The organism is Limnospira indica PCC 8005, from assembly GCF_000973065.1.
Taxonomy (GTDB): domain Bacteria; phylum Cyanobacteriota; class Cyanobacteriia; order Cyanobacteriales; family Microcoleaceae; genus Limnospira; species Limnospira fusiformis.
The window spans coordinates 1,813,257-1,832,434 of the sequence record NZ_FO818640.1 but is presented as its reverse complement, the minus strand read 5'-3'; the positions used below and the strand labels follow the sequence as shown (position 1 = coordinate 1,832,434).

The following is a 19,178-nucleotide window of genomic DNA, read 5'->3' as shown; positions in this document are numbered from 1 at the left end:
TTCGGGTGGGGAGATATAATTCACAGCAGAACCCCAGAGGGCGGGTTTATAGGGCGGGTTTATTCATCTTCGGGTGGGGAGATATAATTCACAGCAGAACCCGCCCCTACGTTGTACACAGAGGCAATCATCAACAACTGAAAGCCGAAGATAGAGGGCGGGTTTATTCATCTTCGGGTGGGGAGATATAATTCACAGCAGAACCCGCCCCTACGTTGTACACAGAGGCAATCATCAACAACTGAAAGCCGAAGATAGAGGGCGGGTTTATTCATCTTCGGGTGGGGAGATATAATTCACAGCAGAACCCGCCCCTACGTTGTACACAGAGGCAATCATCAACAACTGAAAGCCGAAGATAGAGGGCGGGTTTATTCATCTTCGGGTGGGGAGATATAATTCACCGCAGAACCCCAGAGGGCGGGTTTATAGGGCGGGTTTATTCATCTTCGGGTGGGGAGATATAATTCACAGCAGAACCCGCCCCTACATTGTACACAGAGGCAATCATCAACAACTGAAAGCGGAAGATAATTGCCTCTGGTGATTAGCTAACAATACTTCGAGATATCCTCGTGACACTCATCAGCCAGATAAGATAAAGCCCGAAAGCGTAACCCTACTAATTGCTCATAGAGGGGGTTAATCTTGCACATGGGGGGGATATGAACAATTTTGTGACCAAAGAGCTTAATATCCCTTTCAAAAGGACACTGAGGAGGAACCATTTTACAAATGAATTTGGCTACTTTGGGGTCATGTAGTTGCCAGTCATCTAGCCAATGCTTGACGGGAGCTAAAACATCTATATGATGGTGATGATGTGCTGGGCGCTTGGGTTCCTTGGGTTCTTTGCAGTAACCTTCTGATAGATCTTCTAAGGTGTGTCTGAGGGAGTCTAAGACTTTGACTTGTAAACCCAAGGCTTCACAAAACTGGTGGAGAAGGTCATCTTCACAGACTGAATAAATGCCGTCAGCCAGCGCGACCATGACGGCGGTTCGCAGGAAGTTCTCGGCGAGAATTGGGTTGGGTCCTAAGACTTCTGCTAATTCCTGGGGAGAAATGGGTTCGAGGGTGTTAACATCGATATCTGTTGCGAGGATGTCATGGGTGATGCTGGCAATTAATTGCTGTTCCTCCTCTTGAAACTGACCGTCAGCCCAAGCTAAGGCTAGTAGGCCTCTCATCCAGGCGAGAGTCTGTTGGCTGCTGTATTGGGTGGATTCAGCGATGCTATTCATTGGTTATCCTAGCGCTCGATGTTTCCAGTTTAACTTAGCCGATCGCTCAAAAAAAAGTATATGCAATGTTACCAACAGAGCAAAAGCCTACAACCGAATGCTGTAGGCTCAAACTCGCTATAATGTTAAGAACTGTCGCGCGCTATCAACTGCTTCCGGTGAAAATGACTTCGGGGAATTTGGATTGAGCCTCACCAAGGGGCCGCCGCCTGCCTTCCTCTTGCCAGTAGTTGATGACTTCGGTAGCTTTATTGAGTAACTCAATGCGCTCGACATCATTGATCCAGCGCTTGGACTCTAGTTCATTTTTGAGTTCTTCCCAAGCATCTTTGCGTGGCCAGAAAAAGTAGGAGGTCAGTGGACTACTCCCTTTCCCTACTACTTGGTCAACAGCCAGCGCGACGTTATCATCGAGCCAGAGAACTTTTAGAATGAATCTTGACAATTACACCTCCGGGCTAATTTGAGTTAATTGCAAAAAATACACAACACTCGATTATATCGCAGTATCTCTCGTTTGTAACATTTTTGATGGGTTGACATGAAGGCTATTGTAATTTTTGATATTGATGGGGTAATTCGAGACGTGGGAGGGTCCTATCGTCGGGCGATCGCAGATACGGTAGAACTTTTTACTAAATCCTATCGCCCTACGGTGTCAGATATCGATCGCCTCAAGTCTGAAGGGGTTTGGAATAATGACTGGGAAGCGTCCAGGGAGTTGATTTATCGCTATTTTGAGAGTCAGGGTCAAAATCGCGATGCCATTAACCTGGACTATGGGCAAATTGTAGCCTTTTTCCAATCCCGCTATCAGGGACCAGACCCAGATAATTGGACGGGTTACATTTGTTCTGAACCCCTGTTGTGTACCCCGGAATATTTCCAGCAGTTAACCGATAATGCGATCGCCTGGGGGTTTTTTAGCGGAGCCATGCGAGATGAGGCATTATATGTATTACAGGGGAAACTAAATCTGCCTAATATTGCCCTAATTGCTATGGAAGACGCACCGGGAAAACCAGACCCCACGGGGTTGCTGGCTGTCGTGGGTCAATTGGAAGCCCCAGAGTCGCCAAAACCTGTGATTTATGTGGGTGACACGGTGGCGGATATGTACACAGTCGCTAAAGCACAGCAACAGGACAGCACGCGGACTTGGGTGGGTGTGGGTGTATTACCTCCCCATGCTCAAGAAACTACGGAGAGTATAGCATCCTACACCCAGACGCTGAAAAAAGCCGGAGCGACTCAAGTGGTCAATGGTGTACAACAACTAACACCAGAGGTGATTTTCCGGTTAATTGCTGAGTAGTTTCGTCCCACCGCGGCTAGTTTCTGTCCGATTCATCGCTAATCAGGCTACACTAGATGATAATACCAAATTTTAATATCAAACTCTGTTAAAGCCTGCATCTACAATATAAGTCCAGCATCTTGATTTGAATCGGCCGAGTTGGTTAAACTTCTATTAAACTGTGATGGTTACTCAGACAATTTATCCATCGAGTCCAGAATTTCAGCAAGCTATTATTCATTGTGCTGATATTGCTATCATTGCGACCGATCGCAATGGTATGGTTTGCACATTTAATCGCGCGGCGGAAAACCTCCTAGGATATACAGCCTCCGAGGCGATCGACCATATTCACTGGACGGAATTTCATCACCAAGACCACAGAAATACTCGCCACACTGACCAAAAAGAACAGCTACATCAAACCCTCATAGAGCGCGTAATTTTAGGGGAAACTGACGAACAGCAACACACCTATATTCGCCGTGATGGTACTACTGTGGTTGTGTCTCTGTTGATCAGCGGCGTGAGAGACGCAAATGGGGAATTGATCGGATTTTTGGCAATGGTTCGACCACTAGCACCAGAAGCGATCGACACCCAAAAACAGCGACAGCAGTTTCTGCATAATCAACAACAGGCACAAATGGAACTGGCTCGGTCTTGGGAATTTTATCACGGAGATATTGACCAAGCCTTTGAGACCCTGACTCGTATTGCTGCCCGCACTTTGCAAGTAAGTAGAGCGAGTATATGGTTTTATACACCATACCATAATGCCATTGAGTGTGTCAAGTTATATGAGCAGGAAAAAGACTGCTATTCTCAGGGGAGCAAGCTGGAAGCTACCGACTATCCGAGCTATTTTTCCGCCCTAGAAACTACAGAGAGAATTGTGGCAGTAGATGCCCAAAATCACCCCAGCACTAGGGAATTTACCGCCGCCTATCTTCAGCCTCTGGATATTAGGTCTATGTTAGATATTCCCATTCATTTGGGAGGGGAAACTATCGGGGTTCTGTGTTTAGAAAATCAGGGAGAGGTGATTAATTGGGATCTGCAACAACAGAACTTTGCCACCTACCTAGCAGACTGGGTAACTCTAGCTTTGGAGGCTCATGAAAGGGCGATCGCTCAAAGGTCTCTACACCAAAGCCAAAAGCGACTACAAAATATCCTTGATCACGCTCCCGCCATAATTTACATGAAAGACGATGGCGGACGCTATCTCCTAGTGAACCGAGAGTATGAAAAGCGATTTAATTTGCACCGTGATCAGGTGCTGGGTAAAACTGATTATGATTTGTTTCCCCCAGAAATCGCCCTAGCTTTTCAATCGGCTGATACAGCTTTATTAGAGACTCAAGAACCTATCCAATGGGAAGAAGAAATCCGGTTTAATGACAGCTTAAAAACCTACCTATCTAATCGTTTTCTGTTAGAAGATGATACCGGAAAAACAGCAGCTATTTGCTGTCTGGCTACAGATATCACCAACCAAAAACTTTCCGAGGTGGCTTTGCTGGAAAGCGAAGCGACTAACCGAGCCTTATTAAATGCCATTCCTGATTTAATTCTTCAATGTCAGAGGGATGGCACAATCGTTGATGTGAAACCACCCCATAACAGTTCTGACTGGATGTTACCAGAATTATTATTAGGTAGAAATATCCTAGATATTTTGCCTGATGAAGTTGGTAATAATCTCCAAGATGCTCATAATCGCGCTTTATTTTTCTCGGAAATTCAAGCCATTGAATATCAATTACCTGTCAAGAATGGAGAGGAATGGAGGCAATATGAAACCCGCATTATCCGTGGCAACTCCCAAACAGTCATTTGCATAATTAGGGATATTACCGAACACAAACGAGCCACGGCTGAGTTAGCACTTCGCGTACAATTAACGGCTCTCAAATCTGAGGTAGGGTTTGCGATAACTCGTGGGGGTAGTTTATCGGAAGTTATGACTAATTGTGCTAAGACTTTGGGGAATTATTTTGATGATACGATTACTTGTATTTGGGCGATAAATCATGCCAATACTTTACTAGAATTACAAGGTATTGATGGTTTGGATAATCCCCCAGCAAATTTGGCTTTTATTACAGTTGGTTCTCAGCCAATAGGGGTAATAGTGAGTAAACAACAATCGATTTTGAGCTTCGATTTATGCCATGATGCTTGGGGTGAGGATTTTGCCACTATTACCCAGCAAGGTTTAACTAATTTTGTCGGGTATCCGTTAATTGTTGACGGTGCTTGTGTGGGGGTAATGGGTTTATTTAGTCGGGAATTATTGACTAAGCAAGTTTTGGAAACTTTGGCGGTAATTGCTAATCAAATGGCGGTGGTTATTGAATTTAAAAAAGCGGTGGAAGCGTTACAAAGTCGTGAGGAACAATTAAAATTGGCTCTGGAAGGTAGTTCTTTGGGTTTATGGGATTGGAATATCTCGACCGGAGAAGTATATTTTGACCCACAATGGCAACGAATGTTAGGATATGAACCACAGGAAATTGATAATACTTTCCAATCTTGGAAACAATTAATTCACCCCCATGATCAAAAACGAGTTGTGGAGGCTTTAAATGATTCTATGAAGGGTCGCCGCCATGTTTATGAGGTGGAAATGCGAATGCTAAATAGTTCCCAAAAATGGCAATGGATGCTGTCTCGTGGTAAGATATTTAAATGGGATGAACAAGGACGACCCCTGCGAATGACGGGGACTTATAAAGATGTTAGCGATCGCAAACAAGCCGAAATTGAACTATTGCGGGTGAAGGCGGCGGTAGATAGCAGCAGTGATGCTATTGTGATTACAGACCTGGAAGGAAAGGCACTATATTTGAATCGCGCCTTAATTCAAAGTTACGGCTATACTGTGGAAGAATTAAATGCGATCGGTGGACCGATTAAACTTTATATTTCTACCCGGGTTGGTAATAGTATTTTGTCTTCTCTGCAAAATTTGCGATCATGGAGTGGGGAAGTGGGGATTAAAACTCGCTCTGGGGTGATTATTCCTAATTTAGTCCGCGCTGATTGTATTTTTGATACTGCACAAAATCCCATTGGATTAATTATTGTACATACGGATATTACCGAGCGACGACGAGCGGAGGAAACTCTCCAACAAAAGTTACTACAGGAACGATTTGTCGGTATTATGTTGGAGCGGATACGCTCATCTTTGAATTTACAAGAAGTTTTGCAAACTGCAGTGGAAGAAGTTCGCTATTTCTTGCAGGTTGATCGCACAGTGATTTATCAGTTTAATGCCGATTGGACTGGCTTTATTGCGGTGGAGTCGGTGGGTGAAGAATGGATGGCTTTGCAGGGTTTAGATATTCGTGATGAGTGTTTTGAGTCCTCCCATGCGCGGTTGTATGAAGATGGCAGAACTAGAGCGATCGCTGATATTTATAATGCTAATTTAACTCGTTGTCATGTGGGACTTTTGGAAGGTTTACAGGTGAAAGCTAATCTGGTAATTCCCATTTTGCAACCGAAAAATGTGGCAAAAGACAATAGTAAACTTTGGGGATTATTAATTGCTCATCAATGTCGGGATACTCGCAAGTGGCAAGCCTTTGAGATTTCTAGCCTTAAACAAATTGGCGTGCAATTGGCGATCGCTCTCCAACAATGCAGCCTCTTTGAACAGGTACAAATGGAACTGGCTGAACGGAAACAGGCGGAAGAGGCTCTCAAAAGATCCGAGGCGAGAGAACGACGCAAGGCTAAACAGCTTGCTACTACTTTGCAAGAGCTGAAGAGTACCCAGGCGCAAATTATCCAAAGTGAAAAAATGGCATCTTTAGGACAGTTAGTGGCTGGGGTGGCTCATGAAATTAACAATCCGATTAGTTTTATTTACGGTAATGTTAATCCGGCTCGACAATATTTAGCCGATTTATTAGATTTGTGTGAATTATATCAGCAGGTTTATCCCGAAACTCATCCCGATATTCAAGATAAGATTGAGGAAATCGATCTGGAGTTTATTAAGGAAGATTTTGGTAATATTTTAGAGTCCATGCAACGGGGAGCCGAGCGAGTCACTAAAATTGTTTTATCTTTGCGAAATTTTGCTAGACTTGATGAGGCTAAAATCAAAAAAGCCGATATTAATGAAGGCTTGGAAAGTACGATCATGATGCTACAAGGTCGCTTTAATATGGTTGCCAAAAAATGCCAAATTGAACTGATTAACCATTGGGGGGATTTGCCGAGAATTGAATGCTTTGCTAGTGAAATCAATCAGGTATTTCTGAATTTATTAAATAATGCGATCGATGCTTTGGAAGACCGGATAAAAGTGGATAGAGACTTTATTCCTACCCTCACCGTCAGCACTTTACCTGTTCATCATCCTAAGTCTGGTAATGTGGGGGTAAAAATCGAAATTGCTGATAATGGTCTGGGAATACCCCAGGAAATACAGTCGAAAATTTTTGATCCATTTTTTACGACTAAATCTGTGGGACGCGGCACAGGTTTGGGTTTATCTATTGCTCATAAAACTATTGTTGAGCAACATGGTGGTTATCTCGAATGTGACTCCCAAGAAAATGTCGGCACTACCATGATAATTAGACTGTTTAATAATTATCTTGATCAGCGAATGTCTAAGGTGGAATAATGATGACAATTGATATAGTGCTTTTAATCAATGCTATTGATGATTTGGAACCTCCCTTTGCCGATTTTTTAGAAACTGCTGAAGTGATGATTACAGTAGCTTCAAGTTCATCGGAAAATTGGCGCGTTGAATGGTTACAGGTTGAAGACGGTATCCCCCCAAATACCATGGCGGCTATTGATACTATTGGGGATATTTGTAGTGACTTTCAATGGCGACCACAAGCCATGAGAGTGATTTATTACTGGGAGGGTAGACCCACAGAATGTCAGCCAAACTCCACCAGTTTGACAACGGCGATTAATCAAGCGATCGCATCATGTAAACTCCATGATGTGACTATTTATATTAACCGCCAAAGTTCCCTAAGTCAAGACTTAATAGACACAGCATATAATCGTCTAGCCGAGGCAACTGGGGGACAGACCTGGGGGGAGGAAAATGCGATCGCTAGTTGGGCAATATTTCTGGAATATTTAACCTTTCACAAACCCGTAAAATCCCCAGCAATTCTCAGATCCAAAACGTTAAAAATAGGCACATTTAACCTATATAACTTAGTTTTACCCAATCGAACTTATTACGAAACTCGACAATATACCCCAGAACTTTACCACCAAAAAAAGACCTGGATTTCTCATCAGTTAGCAACCATGCAAGCCGACATCATCGGATTTCAAGAAATCTTTGACCCCGAAGCACTACAAGAAATTCTCGCCGCCACCGAATCCTATCATAACGCTCATTTAATTACCACGAATCCCACTCGTGATAAACCCGTAGTAGGTCTCTGTTCCAAATTACCAATTATCTCCTGGCAAATTTATGATAAATTCCCCCCAGAGTCTCAAATAGATATAGAAGGAACTATGATTCCCATTAACCATTTTTCGCGACCTGTGTTAGCAGTTAATATTCAACTACAAGACAGCCTACAGTGTACGGTTTTTGTTGTGCATCTAAAATCCCAGCGTCCCCAAATTCCCGAAGGAGTAGATAGCCAAGATCCCGTAGAAAAAGCCAAAGGAAAAGTCAGGTCTTTACTGCGTCGATCCGCCGAAGCTACTGCTTTACGATGTATTATGCTCAAGACTTGGAGCCATAGCCAAAATCCGATTATTATTTTAGGAGATTTTAATGATAGTGATTTAGCCATTACCACCAAAATTATGGCGGGGGATATTTCTTGGAAAAAAACCCGATTTAAACCAAACCACAACCATGATGAGTTACAGCTTTATAGTGTCAAAGATATTCAGGCTAGGCAAAGTTACCGAGACTGCTACTACACTTATATGTATAATGGTTATTATGAAACTCTCGATCATATTTTGGTTAGTCAAGAATTAGTTTTAGAAAACTCCCGCCAAGTTGGGAAGGTTAGTTATGTTGCCTTATTCAACGATCACCTTGTAGACCAAAGCCTAAGTGATGAATCAATAGAACCCTGGAAGTCAGATCATGGACAGGTGGTGGCGACAATTCAATTAAATGGCTATTCTTGATAACACTGTGGTATCTTGGTGTCTGTTTGGCGTATCGCTACCCAAATAAGCAACATATACCCAAAAAACAACTGGGTTGAGTACAATGTTAATATTTCCTATTTATCAATCCCTTGACCATGGGGGTTCAATAGCTTACCCCACAACCTAGACTAAAATACATTATGAGTTATAAACAGTCAAATAACCACCAAGAATCAGATATTTTGATTGTTGATGATACGCCAGGAAATTTGCATCTACTGTCGCGCATTCTTAGAAAAAAAGGGTATCAAGTTCGTGAGGCGATCGACGGCAAAACGGCACTAGAGGAGGTCAATAATAAGTTACCCGATTTAATCCTGCTGGATATTATGATGCCTGATATAGATGGTTATACAGTTTGTAATCAGCTTAAATCCGATCCTAATACAGCAGAAGTACCCATAATTTTTCTGAGTGCTTTGGACGATATTTTTGACAAGGTGAAAGCCTTTGAAAGTGGTGGAGTAGACTATATCAGTAAACCCTTTCAGTTTCAGGAAGTCTTAATCAGGGTAAAAAATCAACTAACTCTCCGGCGAACTCAACAGCAATTACAAATTTTAAATACCCAACTAGAAGCAAGAGTTGAACAGCGAACTCAAGAATTAGAAATTGCTAACAGTAAACTCCGGGATATGGCTTTTCGTGATGAGTTAACTAATTTACCAAATCGAGCCTTATTTTTGGAACGTCTGGCTGATGGTATTGACATCAAACAGCAATATCCTAACTATCAGTTTGTGGTGTTGTTTCTGGATTGCGATCGCTTTAAAATGATTAACGAATCCCTCGGACATTCCGTAGGTGATCAACTATTAGTCGCTATTTCCAAACGTCTAAAATCCCTGCTAAAACCGGAAGACACCCTGGCTCGTTTAGGAGGCGACGAATTTGCGATTATGGTTAATAAAATCGAGGATATGGCGGAAGCCAAAACCATTGCTCAAAAAGTTCTTGATAGTTTTTCCCATCCTTTTTTCTTGCCAAATCAAGAAGTATTTATCAATGTAAGTATTGGCATATCTTTGTCACATTTAGATTATCAAAAACCGGAACATATACTACGAGATGCAGATACAGCCATGTATCGAGCCAAAGACTTAGGCAAAGGTCAATATCATATATTTGACCCGAGTATGCACCACCATGTTTCGGAAAAGCTGCAACTTGAAAACGATTTAAGGCGAGCCATTACTAATAATGAATTTCTAGTTTATTATCAACCCATAATCCATCTAAAAACCGGAAAAATCGCAGGTTTTGAAGCCTTAATTAGGTGGCAACATCCCACCAAAAAATTAATTCCCCCCGTCTTATTTATTCCCATAGCCGAAGAAACAGGTTTAATTAACGCCATTGGTTATTTAGTGTTAAAAAGTGCTTGTGAGCAATTCAGAAGCTGGCAAGAAAATAAACTTATTAATGATTCGATGTTTATCAGTGTGAATGTATCCGCGAGACAGTTTGCTAATATGGAGCTAAGTCAGCAAATACAACAAATTTTAGAAGCCACCAAACTAGATCCCCATTGCTTAAAATTAGAAATAACAGAAAGCGCAATTATGGATAACCCGAAAACAGCAGTAGCTATTCTGGAAGGTTTTAAAAGCCAAAATGTCCGACTAAGTATTGATGATTTTGGCACGGGATACTCTTCTTTAAGTTATCTGCATAATTTCCAAGTTGACACTCTTAAAATCGACAAATCTTTTGTGCAAAGAATGGATAATAATGGTTCAAGTTGCGGCTTAGTTCCCGTGATTGTTAACATTGCAAAAACCATGAAAATGGGGGTAATTGCTGAGGGTGTAGAAACCCCCGAACAACTGTCATTATTGAGAAGTTTAGAATGTGAGTTTGCACAAGGTTATTTATTTTCTCCACCGCTACCCGAAAGTTCATTGCTCGATTTAATCTCCGGAAATCTAACATGGTAAATAATTTCGCTAGTTTTAACTCCTAAATAATCAATACTTAAAACTATTAAAAGCCATGAATTATGAATAATCATAATTTTGCATCAGCCGATATCTTAATAGTTGATGATGTCCCAGAAAATATTAGGTTATTATCAACTATGTTAATGGAGTTTGGATTTCGGGTGCGGAAATCTATTAACGGTAAGATGGCACTCATGGCAGTTAATGCCTTAAAACCGGACTTAATTTTACTTGATATCAATATGCAGGGTCTCAATGGTTATCAAGTTTGTCAAGCCTTAAAAAACAATCCAGAAACTTCGGAAATTCCGATTATTTTGGTGAGTGCTATTAATCAAATTGAAGATCAAGTTAGGGCTTTTCAAGTGGGAGGAGTGGATTATATCACGAAACCTTTTCAAGTAGAAGAGGTGATGGCGAGGATTAACAATCAACTAAAAATCCCAAATCTGCCAAGAGATAGATTTACAGCTTCAAAATCAGCAACTAAAAGCGACCCAAAAGCAGTTAGCAGCCACCCAAGTTGAACTAATCCAAAAGCAGACAATGGTAGCCTTAAATCAATTATTAGCAGGGATTTTTCATGAACTTAATAATCCGATTAATTTCATTGCTGGCAACCTTGAACCTGCCTATCAATATTGTCAAGATATCATTGAGTTAATGAATTTATATCGACAAGAATATCCCCATCCTTCCCCCAGGATTTTAGACCTAGCAGAAAAACTGGAACTAGATTTTGTTTTAGAGGATCTTCGGAACTTAATTAGATCCATGAAAACAGGGATAAAACGGATTTATCAAATCATGTTAGCTTGGCGAATTTTCTGCCGCACCACCAATGAAGCAGATATGAAATCGATTGATTGGCATTAATCTATCAACAGCATTTTGCATTTAATAAAGCATAGATTGCAGGGAAACGATGATACTGTTGATATTCAAGTTATTAATAAACAGGCGAAAAATTTGCCGAAAATTAACGGTTATCACGGCTTAATTAATCAAGTATTTATGCACCTAATTAATAATGCTATTGATAGCTTAATATCTGCTCAAAATCAAGGGGATGATTCCGACTGGGTTCCGACTATTTGGATAACCACAGAACAAGTTAATCCTAACCGGGTAGCGATTCGGATTCGTGATAATGGTGTGGGAATTGCGCCGGAGTGACAATCCCGTTTATTTGACCCATTTTTCACTACTAAAACTGTGGGCAAAGGGATGGGATTAGGACTAGCTACCAGCTATCAAATTGTGGTAGAAAAACATCACGGACAGTTGATTTTATCTTCTCTTCCTGGAGAGGGGGCAGAATTTCGAGTAGAATTACCGATCGCCCCAATTTCCCAAGATAGCGTAACTTAACCATTATCGATGAGTTTAGCGATCGCCTCATTTAAAATAGGCGGCCATTGTCGTCTAATTTTGCCAGTTTGGCGATCGATAACCACCAGAGTAGTAGTAGCGCTAACATAGCGTTGACTACCGTCTAGGGACTCAATCTCAAATTCCCAGGGAATGCGAACTTTTGTCAAGCCAGCAATACGATTTTTAACGTTAATGCGATCGCCCATGTGTACAAATTGATGATAGCGGATTTCCAACTCAACCACAGGCAACTCAAACCCCAAAGCCACCAACTGATCATAACCAACCCCCACAGACCGCAACGCCCCAATACGGGCCTCTTCCATCCAACCCACATAAGTCCCATGCCAAACCACCCCCGCATAGTCAGTTTGATGTGGGAACACTTCCACCAGATACTCAAACCAATTTGAGGTCCTAGTGGGCTGATCTTGTGAACTAGGATATTCTAATCGAGACACTTTACAATTCGTTCCAAAACGCTACATTTCTACAAATTATCAGTTAATCAGCCGCTTTGTCCTAAGTTATATATATAGTGCGTTTGATAATGAGCGTTGTTTTCAATTGTGGGCAAAACCTATGATCAATAAAATTTTAGTTGCTGTTGCTGGTCGTGGACTGTGCGAAGAGATGCTAAATATGCTGATGGATTTACCATCTCTGCAACAGGCATCTATCACCCTTCTCCATGTAGTCCCCAGCCAAGTCACGGCTGAGGGAATGTCCGCCAAACTAGAAGAGGGAGGCAAAATCCTCGCCCAAGCCGTCCAATCGGTGAAAGTCGATCCTCAGCGAGTTAATCCTAGACTCAAACAAGGTGATCCCAAAGATATCGTTTGTCAGGTAGCAGACGAAGAAAACGCCGATCTAATTATTATCGGTTCACGGGGGTTAGGACGACTGCAAGCCATTTTAGAAAACTCAGTCAGTCAATACGTTTTCCAACTCACATCTCGGCCCATGCTGTTGGTCAAAGACGATACCTATGTCAAGAAGCTACGGCGGGTCATGGTAGCTTACAATTCATCCCCAGAAGCCCAGGAATGCCTAAAAACGGCGATCGACTTTGTGAAAGACATCCAAGGCGGACAATTAATTATCGCCCATGTTAATAAAGATCTCAGTGGCAAATCAGCAGAAGACTACACCGCCAATGCGGAAAACGACCCAGTTTTAGCCCCGGCGGTAGCCCAAGCCAAACAAATGGGACTTAGTTATCGTTGTGTTACCGGAACCGGAAAACCCGGCCCGGAAATTTGCCGGATCGCAGAAGATATCAACGCGGATCTGCTGTTGCTGGGTTCTCCCGATCGCCGTCCCACGGTAGCCAAGAGTTTCATTGATATCGATCGCCTACTGGGGAATTCCCTATCCGACTATGTGCGAGTTTACGCCAACTGTCCAGTGTTATTAACCCGCCACGCCGGGTAAAAGTTTAGGGCGGGTGAGAGACTGATTAACCCGCCCCAGACTTAATTTTAGGGATAAAAACTCAACTGAGGTAGTCCCAGAGTTTCCGACCATCCCTTCATAATATTGAGGCATTGAACCGCCTGTCCAGCTTGACCCTTAATCAGGTTATCAATAGTAGAAATCACGATCGCCCGATCGGTGCGTTGGTCTACCTCAATACCGATATAACAAAGATTTGTGCCACAGGCCCATTTACTTTGGGGGAAAGTTCCCCCAGGTAAAACCTTAACCCAGGGAGAATTTCGGTAAAATGCCTTATAAATGGTCAGCAAATCTTCCCGCACCAAACCCGGGTCGCGCAAGTTAGCGTAAACCGTGGCCAAAATACCCCGCACCATAGGCATTAAATGGGGAGTAAACTGCACCTTCACATCATGTCCAGCCAAATCACTACAAACTTGCTCAATTTCCGGGGTGTGGCGATGGTGTCCACCAATACCATAGGCTGAAACCGAGGCATCTGCTTCCGCCAATAACATATTAGTTTTGGCTTGTCGTCCCCCACCAGAAGCACCCGATTTAGCATCAATAATGGCACTATCAGGGACAATTAACCCCTGTTTTAATAGGGGGGATAAAGCCAACAAACTAGCGGTCACATAGCAGCCAGGACAGCCCACTAATCGCGCTGAGGCGATCGCATCTCGGTATAGTTCCGGCAAACCATAAACCGCCGTCCTAGCCACATCCAGATCAGCGCTTCTTTCTTTGTTATACCACTTGGTATAGGTATTTAAATTAGTAAACCGATAATCAGCAGACAGATCCAGAACATAACAGCCTTTTTCTAGCAGTTGCGGAGCCATTTCGCAGGCCAAACCATTCGGCAAAGATAGAAACACCACCTCACACCGACTAGCAATTTTATCCAAATCAATTGGTTCAATCATCAACTCCACCTGATGACCCAGGTGGGGATATAAACTACAAAAAGGTTTTCCGGCGCTACTTTCTCCTCCTAAATAAACAATTTCAACCAGGGGGTGATCCTGTAATAAGCGCACCAGTTGCACCCCACCATAACCTGATGCACCCACAATTCCGATAGGTGTACGTTGATTACTCAGTTAAACTAAGCAAGCCAGTCACCCAGCCTACTCGTCTCCAAAACCGTGCATGAGACTTTCACCTCACACGGCTCCTCAGAATCAAGCTATGCTGTTATACTGTATGTTTAAGAAGGCTCACCCATTTTCCCTTATGGAAACAGCCAAACCTACAGCCACCTGTTTCGGTGCCTTGCCAGTATTTTCGCCGCCAATAGTTAATAGGTTGATCCGGGTGACGACGTTTCGCCCAACTCCGCAATTTTTGGTTAATTAACCTATCTAAATTTCGGTGAATTTTGCGGTTATTAGCCCATTGATATTGACCAGACCAATCCTCAATTTTCCGATTCAGTAGGTTAATTAAATCCCCTTGACGACTGGCTTTATGGCTACTAACTATCGCCGCCAATTCTCGATAGTGTTGATGGGCAGATTCTCGACTAGGGCTGATAGTCGTATGATAGTTTAATCCCCGGCGATGATGATTTTTAAACTGGCGAATATGAAACCCCAACAGGTCAACACCCGGAGAGTTTTCGTCAACACAATTAGCCGTGTTCGTGACAGCATAGAAATCAGAAACTGGGGAAATTTCCCATTTGTCTAGCCACTCACTAACGGCTTTTTGATAGATGTTGATATTCCTCATGTCACCATCTAAAATCACCATAATTTCGCCGAATCGAATCAGAGTAGTTTCCGGGTTGCCCTGTTCCCTGATTAAGCGACTCAATTGGTGGTTGAACTCGACGAGTGCGATCGCATCCAAGAAACACCCCAAAGCCCCATCAATCCGAGCCTTATTCAAAGCCATAAAGCGCGGTAAATCCGGCAACCTTTGAGCCAAGATTCTCGGTTGACCCAGCCTGGCTAAATCAACAACCCAGACAAACTTAGGGCCATTTTCCAGACTTTGAGCGATCGCTTGCAACAGTTCCCCAACCGATGAAACCCCGAAACTACTATCATCATCCAACTCCCAACGAGCCCGCCATTCCGGTTCCAAAGCCCATTGCATCAAACACTCTTGAACAGCTATAGAACCCCCATCACAAATATCACTAGCAAGATACCTCACAGAAGCCGAACGACAGAGCATTTTTTGGAGTTTACGGACCACCTTAATCTCACCCCGTTTCGAGGCGCGGTAAATCCGTTGTTGCAGCTTCCATAGACCACGTTGCCAACAGTTTCGGCGGCCTTTCATCTCCCCCTTCACCGTCAACAACGACTCATCTACGCATACCATCCTCGTCCCTATCAGACTGGCTTTAGTCTTCTTCACAGCAACTCACTCATTCAGCACAACAACTCAATTCCGTGTGTCCGTCTGCATATCCCCGATTTATAGTCGGGGCCTTCGCTTCTGACACCATCCCTCCCCTAAGCCGCCTGGAATACCCAGTTATCCGCCTTGGTTGACTACTCAGTAATAGGCTAAAAACCCACCGAGAGCAACTTAGGGGTTATCCCGTTCCGAAAATCGCTTTGGTTCCTGGCCTTAGAGTCTTCCTTTCTACCGGGGGCCCTTTGAGTGCCTAGTTATTCCCTACAGAAATAACCTGTTAACGTTGGCAACAACAACGTTTTCTCGCCCCATACATATAAGGCAGGGTATACCCGCCTAATTTGGAGTCTAACGGTAGTTCTCCCAGAAGTTCGCTTCCCTACTCATAGCCAGCTACAGGGCGCTTAAATCCCCATTTAACAGGGTTTACGCCCAATTCCCGCTTCACGGATTGATGACCAGTCGCTACCGTGGGGAACTGTTTTCACTCCCGCACTTGGAGGGTTGGACTTGGAGATTTTTTGATTCTGATACTTCCCATATTGGGACTTTTCAGATTTCCGCACCAACAAGCGATATTCAGTTGTCAAGGGTTTATATCCCCTTGCAGCCTTTCCCCCAGGGGATTTTCCCCAGTTTCAGGCTAACGGGTCGCACTATTGCATGACTCCTAACATGATTAGCTTTTGAGATAAGTCTTGTGACTTACCCAGACCTTTTAGAACCTTTGATAGAGACTTTCACATCATACCCATCCTAGTTCTGTTGCTGCATTGTAGTATCAAATTTCCCCATAGTGCAGAAGTCTATATTCGCCATCCCATTTCTGACAAGGTTTTTTTGAGCAGTTTGGCCTGGTGGGGGTTGGTTTGTTCATATAGGCTTATGGCTGTTTGAAAGGCTTTCAGACTATCGGGAATGTTGCCAATACCTAACAAAGCCGCCCCTAAATTTTGGTAGGCTTCCCCATGGTGAGGGTTAAGAGAAATCGCTTTTTGATAAGATGCGATCGCTTTTTGGGAATTTCCCATCGCCCGTAGAGTCATACCCAGATTATAGTAACCTAAGCTAAATAATGGATCAATTTCTATCGTCGTTTCATAGGCACTTTGGGCCCCTTTTAGGTGGCCCCTCTCTTTCAGCAGATTTCCCAGATTATTATAAGCCCCTATTTTTAATTGAGGGAATACATTAACTGCGATCGCCTTTTTATATTGTGCTTCCGCCGCCTCTAGTTGTCCCCTTTTGCTATAGGCAATTCCTAGGTGATAATGCAATTCATACATAGTCCCCCCCTCAATTCCAGATGCCTGCTTTAGCCCTTTTTCTAACAGGTCAATACCTGCTGAGAGTTTACCTAATTGCACATACAGAGCCCCTAATTTACTCGCTAAGTAGGGATCATCGGGATGCTGTTTTAAATAGCTTTCCATAGCTTGACAAGCCCTTTGTTGTTTATTCCTGGCGGCGATCGCATCCGTGCTATATCCATAATGAGCGATCGCTATTTCCGGAATAGAACCTATCCGCCAGTCAGGTTCCCGCCGCAAAATCTCCATCACACTATCATCAACCAAAGCATGATAAGGGCGAGAAAAATACAGATCCGGATGATTTCTAAACAGTCGCGACACCAAAGAATAAGGAGACTGCACCGCCCCTATTTCCTGTCGCACCAAGTTAATCAGCAAATAATCTTCCTGGTTAATCAAGCTCCGAATTTTCGGAATAATCCCCTCCCTTAATCGCTCATCTGCATCTAATACCAAAACCCAGTCACCTGTCACATATTTTAAACCCGCATTTCTCGCCGCCGCAAAGTCATCACACCAGCTAAACTCATACACTCTCGCCCCCATATTTTTAGCTACTTCCGGCGTTCCATCTCTAGAACCTGTATCCACCACTATCATTTCATCTACTAACTTTCCCACCGTCTGTAAACATTCCCCTAACTGATGGGCTTCATTTTTGGCAATTATACAAAAGCTAAGTTTCATCTCTATCAACTTTATCCAAAACTTTGAGTATTATTATACCCAATCTATTCCTATCTCCAAGTCCCTCTCCCCCCCTGGGAGAGGGATTGAGGGTGAGGGCAATGTATTAAGCGACTGGTGAACCAGCTGTAATTTACCCAAGTCTGGGATAATTACTACAACTTAATTAACCATTAATTGCCTACTTATTAACCCTAGATTCATCCATTTTATACTACCCAAATTCCCAGGATTTATAGCATTAGTAAAGGTGGTTAGGACGCAGCTTAGAGAAAGGAATCCATGGCATCATGGAGAGAATCAAACTGCTCAATGCAGTGGCGAATGCGGGCTTTCAACCACGACCAACATTTCTCTATCTTGTTGAGGTCTGGCGAATAAGGTGGTAGATAGAGCAAACGGCATTGAGCCGCCTCCACTAGCTCAGGAATCCGTCCCCCTTTATGAAACGTTGCATTGTCTAGCACTAGAGTCTGACCTGGCTTCAGTGTTGGAATTAAGATGAACTCCAACCACAACTCAAACACTGTCCGATTACAACAACCCTCAAAGGTAAAGGGGGCTAAGAGTTGTTGATGACACCATGCCACAATCATGCTCACCCTGCCCTGCCTCTTCCCGGATTTGAGGGCATGGAAGCGTTGTCCTTCCTCGCAGTAACCATAAGGATAATCCGAGTCCTGACTATTCATGCCAGCTTCATCGAGGTAAACCAACTCTTCCGGCTCCATATGTTGAATCTGAGCAATAAACGCCTCTCGCTGTTGCTCATCACGTTCTTGGTAGCCGTAAGTTTTTTTTCTGGTGAAGCCAATTTTCTTCAAGGCTCTGGATATGGTGCGAGGAGAGATGTCGTCATCCCAAAGTTGAGCCATCTGAGCGGAGGTTTGATCGCCATGCTCTTGGGCAAAAGCCTTGAATTTGTGCCAGTCGGTAATTTGGTGGTTATTGCCAGGTGGGCGATTAGGTTTAGGGAGGAAGTCTCCGGTGTGTTCTTTTCTTTGGAGCCAGAGATTGATAGTGTTCCTGCTGGCATGGAAAACTTGACTGGCTTCGGTTTTGGGTATACCGTCTAGTTCAATTGCATTAATAACTTTTTGTCTAAGGTCGTAACTGTAGGGGGCTGGCATTTTGGGTCTTCTGTAGATATCCTTGCCATTATACGTCCTAACTGTTCTGTTTTGTGCTATAGAAGAAGGACTAAGCGGTGAAGTCAACACTGTACCACTGACCAATTGGGCATCCACATCAGGAGCCGTATGAGGCGAAAGTCTCAAGTACGGTTTTGAATGGGAGGGAATGGGGGCGACCCCATTCTCGACCCCTTCCGACT

Annotated in this window: 14 protein-coding genes and 1 pseudogene; 8 read left to right on the top strand and 7 right to left on the bottom strand. The window is 43.3% G+C overall.

The window, feature by feature from the left end:
• Positions 1 to 551 precede the first annotated feature (551 nt).
• Entirely contained in the window at positions 552 to 1,244 is a 693-nt protein-coding gene (locus XZ46_RS08065) for a Mo-dependent nitrogenase C-terminal domain-containing protein (protein WP_008049542.1), read from the bottom strand.
• Between the two features lie 145 nt (positions 1,245 to 1,389).
• Positions 1,390 to 1,689, bottom strand: coding sequence for a 30S ribosomal protein PSRP-3 (locus XZ46_RS08060; protein ID WP_006619075.1), 300 nt, complete (start codon positions 1,687 to 1,689; stop codon positions 1,390 to 1,392).
• Between the two features lie 96 nt (positions 1,690 to 1,785).
• Between XZ46_RS08060 and XZ46_RS08055 the strand changes: the two genes are divergently transcribed.
• The 7 genes and pseudogenes from XZ46_RS08055 to XZ46_RS38005 all read left to right on the top strand — a co-directional run bounded on the left by XZ46_RS08055 (position 1,786) and on the right by XZ46_RS38005 (position 12,029).
• Positions 1,786 to 2,559 carry a TIGR01548 family HAD-type hydrolase gene (locus XZ46_RS08055; RefSeq protein ID WP_008049541.1) on the top strand — a complete coding sequence of 258 codons (774 nt, stop codon included), beginning with the start codon at positions 1,786 to 1,788 and terminating at the stop codon, positions 2,557 to 2,559.
• A 166-nt stretch (positions 2,560 to 2,725) separates the two neighbouring features.
• Entirely contained in the window at positions 2,726 to 7,189 is a 4,464-nt protein-coding gene (locus XZ46_RS08050; RefSeq protein WP_008049540.1) for a PAS domain S-box protein, read from the top strand.
• Positions 7,189 to 8,694, top strand: a complete 1,506-nt coding sequence (locus XZ46_RS08045) for an endonuclease/exonuclease/phosphatase family protein (RefSeq protein ID WP_046320519.1) — start codon at positions 7,189 to 7,191, stop codon at positions 8,692 to 8,694. Before XZ46_RS08050 ends, XZ46_RS08045 begins: the two co-directional genes overlap by 1 nt.
• Before the next feature lie 164 nt (positions 8,695 to 8,858).
• Complete coding sequence (locus tag XZ46_RS08040; protein ID WP_008049538.1) at positions 8,859 to 10,655, top strand: two-component system response regulator; 1,797 nt, start codon at positions 8,859 to 8,861, stop codon at positions 10,653 to 10,655.
• A 62-nt stretch (positions 10,656 to 10,717) separates the two neighbouring features.
• A complete protein-coding gene (locus XZ46_RS08035) occupies positions 10,718 to 11,185 on the top strand; it encodes a response regulator (RefSeq protein WP_006620547.1) in 468 nt (155 codons plus the stop codon).
• A gap of 19 nt (positions 11,186 to 11,204) precedes the next feature.
• On the top strand, positions 11,205 to 11,534 hold the full coding sequence (locus XZ46_RS08030) for a sensor histidine kinase (protein ID WP_006620548.1): 330 nt from the start codon (positions 11,205 to 11,207) through the stop codon (positions 11,532 to 11,534).
• 138 nt (positions 11,535 to 11,672) lie between these two features.
• A pseudogene (locus XZ46_RS38005) lies at positions 11,673 to 12,029 on the top strand (sensor histidine kinase).
• On the opposite strand, the gene XZ46_RS08015 reads toward XZ46_RS38005, so the two are convergent.
• Positions 12,026 to 12,493 (bottom strand): acyl-CoA thioesterase, encoded by a 468-nt coding sequence (locus XZ46_RS08015; protein WP_008049536.1) that lies wholly within the window; start codon positions 12,491 to 12,493, stop codon positions 12,026 to 12,028. The pseudogene XZ46_RS38005 and the gene XZ46_RS08015 sit on opposite strands and share 4 nt — an antisense overlap.
• Before the next feature lie 121 nt (positions 12,494 to 12,614).
• On the opposite strand from XZ46_RS08015, the gene XZ46_RS08010 reads away from it, so the two are divergent.
• Positions 12,615 to 13,466: a universal stress protein gene (locus tag XZ46_RS08010; RefSeq protein ID WP_008049534.1), complete on the top strand. Its 852-nt coding sequence runs from the start codon at positions 12,615 to 12,617 to the stop codon at positions 13,464 to 13,466.
• A gap of 47 nt (positions 13,467 to 13,513) precedes the next feature.
• On the opposite strand, the gene argC is transcribed toward XZ46_RS08010, so the two are convergent.
• The 4 genes from argC to XZ46_RS07985 form a co-directional block, all read right to left on the bottom strand.
• The gene (gene argC / locus XZ46_RS08005; protein ID WP_230428079.1) at positions 13,514 to 14,545 is read right to left on the bottom strand and encodes an N-acetyl-gamma-glutamyl-phosphate reductase; all 1,032 of its coding nucleotides are present in this window, start codon (positions 14,543 to 14,545) and stop codon (positions 13,514 to 13,516) included.
• A gap of 124 nt (positions 14,546 to 14,669) precedes the next feature.
• Positions 14,670 to 15,764: a reverse transcriptase N-terminal domain-containing protein gene (locus tag XZ46_RS08000; protein ID WP_228116510.1), complete on the bottom strand. Its 1,095-nt coding sequence runs from the start codon at positions 15,762 to 15,764 to the stop codon at positions 14,670 to 14,672.
• A gap of 887 nt (positions 15,765 to 16,651) precedes the next feature.
• Positions 16,652 to 17,845, bottom strand: a complete 1,194-nt coding sequence (locus tag XZ46_RS07990; protein WP_006669453.1) for a glycosyltransferase — start codon at positions 17,843 to 17,845, stop codon at positions 16,652 to 16,654.
• A 266-nt stretch (positions 17,846 to 18,111) separates the two neighbouring features.
• Entirely contained in the window at positions 18,112 to 18,975 is an 864-nt protein-coding gene (locus tag XZ46_RS07985; protein WP_048895384.1) for an IS630 family transposase, read from the bottom strand.
• Positions 18,976 to 19,178: the final 203 nt, after the last annotated feature.

Coding starts and splice junctions, on each gene's coding strand:
- XZ46_RS08050 (WP_008049540.1), top strand. CDS start 2,726: ATGGTTACTCAGACAATTTATCCATCGAGTCCAGAATTTCAGCAAGCT.
- XZ46_RS07985 (WP_048895384.1), bottom strand. CDS start 18,975: ATGCCAGCCCCCTACAGTTACGACCTTAGACAAAAAGTTATTAATGCA.
- XZ46_RS08065 (WP_008049542.1), bottom strand. CDS start 1,244: ATGAATAGCATCGCTGAATCCACCCAATACAGCAGCCAACAGACTCTC.
- XZ46_RS08045 (WP_046320519.1), top strand. CDS start 7,189: ATGATGACAATTGATATAGTGCTTTTAATCAATGCTATTGATGATTTG.
- XZ46_RS08030 (WP_006620548.1), top strand. CDS start 11,205: ATGGTAGCCTTAAATCAATTATTAGCAGGGATTTTTCATGAACTTAAT.
- XZ46_RS08035 (WP_006620547.1), top strand. CDS start 10,718: ATGAATAATCATAATTTTGCATCAGCCGATATCTTAATAGTTGATGAT.
- XZ46_RS08055 (WP_008049541.1), top strand. CDS start 1,786: ATGAAGGCTATTGTAATTTTTGATATTGATGGGGTAATTCGAGACGTG.
- XZ46_RS07990 (WP_006669453.1), bottom strand. CDS start 17,845: ATGAAACTTAGCTTTTGTATAATTGCCAAAAATGAAGCCCATCAGTTA.
- XZ46_RS08040 (WP_008049538.1), top strand. CDS start 8,859: ATGAGTTATAAACAGTCAAATAACCACCAAGAATCAGATATTTTGATT.
- XZ46_RS08000 (WP_228116510.1), bottom strand. CDS start 15,764: ATGAAAGGCCGCCGAAACTGTTGGCAACGTGGTCTATGGAAGCTGCAA.
- XZ46_RS08010 (WP_008049534.1), top strand. CDS start 12,615: ATGATCAATAAAATTTTAGTTGCTGTTGCTGGTCGTGGACTGTGCGAA.